Here is a 2,500-nt window from a genome sequence, read left to right as displayed (position 1 = left end):
GAGCACGGTCGTGACTGCGTGCCTTTTGAAGAATGAGCCTGCGAGTTTGCGGTGTGTTGCGAGGTTAACCCGTGTGGGGAAGCCGTAGCGAAAGCGAGTCCGAATAGGGCGTTTTAGTAGCGCGCTCAAGACCCGAAGCGGAGTGATCTAGCCATGGGCAGGTTGAAGCGGAGGTAAGACTTCGTGGAGGACCGAACCCACCAGGGTTGAAAACCTGGGGGATGACCTGTGGTTAGGGGTGAAAGGCCAATCAAACTCCGTGATAGCTGGTTCTCCCCGAAATGCATTTAGGTGCAGCGTCGTGTGTTTCTTGCCGGAGGTAGAGCACTGGATAGGCGATGGGCCCTACCGGGTTACTGACCTTAGCCAAACTCCGAATGCCGGTAAGTGAGAGCGCGGCAGTGAGACTGTGGGGGATAAGCTCCATGGTCGAGAGGGAAACAGCCCAGAGCATCGACTAAGGCCCCTAAGCGTACGCTAAGTGGGAAAGGATGTGGAGTCGCAGAGACAACCAGGAGGTTGGCTTAGAAGCAGCCATCCTTGAAAGAGTGCGTAATAGCTCACTGGTCAAGTGATTCCGCGCCGACAATGTAGCGGGGCTCAAGCGTACCGCCGAAGTCGTGTCACTACAGCGCTAGGTCTAACGACTGTTGTGGTGGGTAGGGGAGCGTCGTGTGCCGGGTGAAGCAGCCGTGTAAGCGAGTTGTGGATGGTTCACGAGTGAGAATGCAGGCATGAGTAGCGATACACACGTGGGAAACGTGTGCGCCGATTGACTAAGGGTTCCTGGGTCAAGCTGATCTGCCCAGGGTAAGTCGGGACCTAAGGCGAGGCCGACAGGCGTAGTCGATGGACAACCGGTTGATATTCCGGTACCCGCTGTGAAGCGTCAGCGCTGAACCAGGCGATGCTAAGTCCGTGAAGCCGCCCTGATCTCTTCGGAGTTGAGGGGAGTGGTGGAGCCGACGGTCCAGACCTGTAGTAGGTGAGTGATGGGGTGACGCAGGAAGGTAGTCCAGCCCGGGCGGTGGTTGTCCCGGGGTAAGGGTGTAGCCCGAGGGGTAGGTAAATCCGTCTCTCTTGTGGGTGAGACCTGATGCCGAGCCGATTGTGGCGAAGTGGATGATCCTATGCTGTCGAGAAAAGCCTCTAGCGAGTTTTATGGCGGCCCGTACCCTAAACCGACTCAGGTGGTCAGGTAGAGAATACCGAGGCGTTCGGGTGAACTATGGTTAAGGAACTCGGCAAAATGCCCCCGTAACTTCGGGAGAAGGGGGGCCATTGCTGGTGATCACCCTTGCGGTGTGAGCTGGTGGTGGCCGCAGAGACCAGCGAGAAGCGACTGTTTACTAAAAACACAGGTCCGTGCGAAGCCGTAAGGCGATGTATACGGACTGACGCCTGCCCGGTGCTGGAACGTTAAGGGGACCGGTTAGTGGGGTTTTTGATCCTGCGAAGCTGAGAACTTAAGCGCCAGTAAACGGCGGTGGTAACTATAACCATCCTAAGGTAGCGAAATTCCTTGTCGGGTAAGTTCCGACCTGCACGAATGGCGTAACGACTTCTCGACTGTCTCAACCATAGGCCCGGTGAAATTGCATTACGAGTAAAGATGCTCGTTTCGCGCAGCAGGACGGAAAGACCCCGGGACCTTTACTATAGCTTGATATTGGTGTTCGGTTCGGCTTGTGTAGGATAGGTGGGAGACTGTGAAGCATTGACGCTAGTTGGTGTGGAGTCGTTGTTGAAATACCACTCTGGTCGTGCTGGATGTCTAACCTGGGTCCGTGATCCGGATCAGGGACAGTGTCTGGTGGGTAGTTTAACTGGGGCGGTTGCCTCCTAAAGGGTAACGGAGGCGCCCAAAGGTTCCCTCAGCCTGGTTGGCAATCAGGTGTTGAGTGTAAGTGCACAAGGGAGCTTGACTGTGAGACCGACGGGTCGAGCAGGGACGAAAGTCGGGACTAGTGATCCGGCGGTGGCTTGTGGAAGCGCCGTCGCTCAACGGATAAAAGGTACCCCGGGGATAACAGGCTGATCTTCCCCAAGAGTCCATATCGACGGGATGGTTTGGCACCTCGATGTCGGCTCGTCGCATCCTGGGGCTGGAGTCGGTCCCAAGGGTTGGGCTGTTCGCCCATTAAAGCGGTACGCGAGCTGGGTTTAGAACGTCGTGAGACAGTTCGGTCCCTATCCGCTGTGCGCGTAGGAGTCTTGAGAAGGGCTGTCCCTAGTACGAGAGGACCGGGACGGACGAACCTCTGGTGTGCCAGTTGTTCTGCCAAGGGCATGGCTGGTTGGCTACGTTCGGGAGGGATAACCGCTGAAAGCATCTAAGCGGGAAGCCTGCTTCGAGATGAGGGCTCCCACCCACTTGATGGGTTAAGGCTCCCAGTAGACGACTGGGTTGATAGGCCAGATATGGAAGCCGGGTGACCGGTGGAGTTGACTGGTACTAATAGGCCGAGGGCTTGTCCTCAGTTGCTCGCGTCCACTGTGT

Annotated in this window: 1 rRNA gene (cut by a window edge); it reads left to right on the top strand. The window is 56.6% G+C overall.

What is annotated here, in order from left to right:
* Positions 1–2,479 (top strand): 23S ribosomal RNA (locus NQU54_RS47985); it begins 642 nt to the left of the window's first position.
* Positions 2,480–2,500: the final 21 nt, after the last annotated feature.

Origin of the sequence: Streptomyces malaysiensis subsp. samsunensis (genome assembly GCF_024519315.1) — a bacterium.
Lineage (GTDB): Bacteria > Actinomycetota > Actinomycetes > Streptomycetales > Streptomycetaceae > Streptomyces > Streptomyces malaysiensis.
Note: the sequence above shows the minus strand (reverse complement) of the source record. Positions and strands in the feature narration are given on the sequence as shown.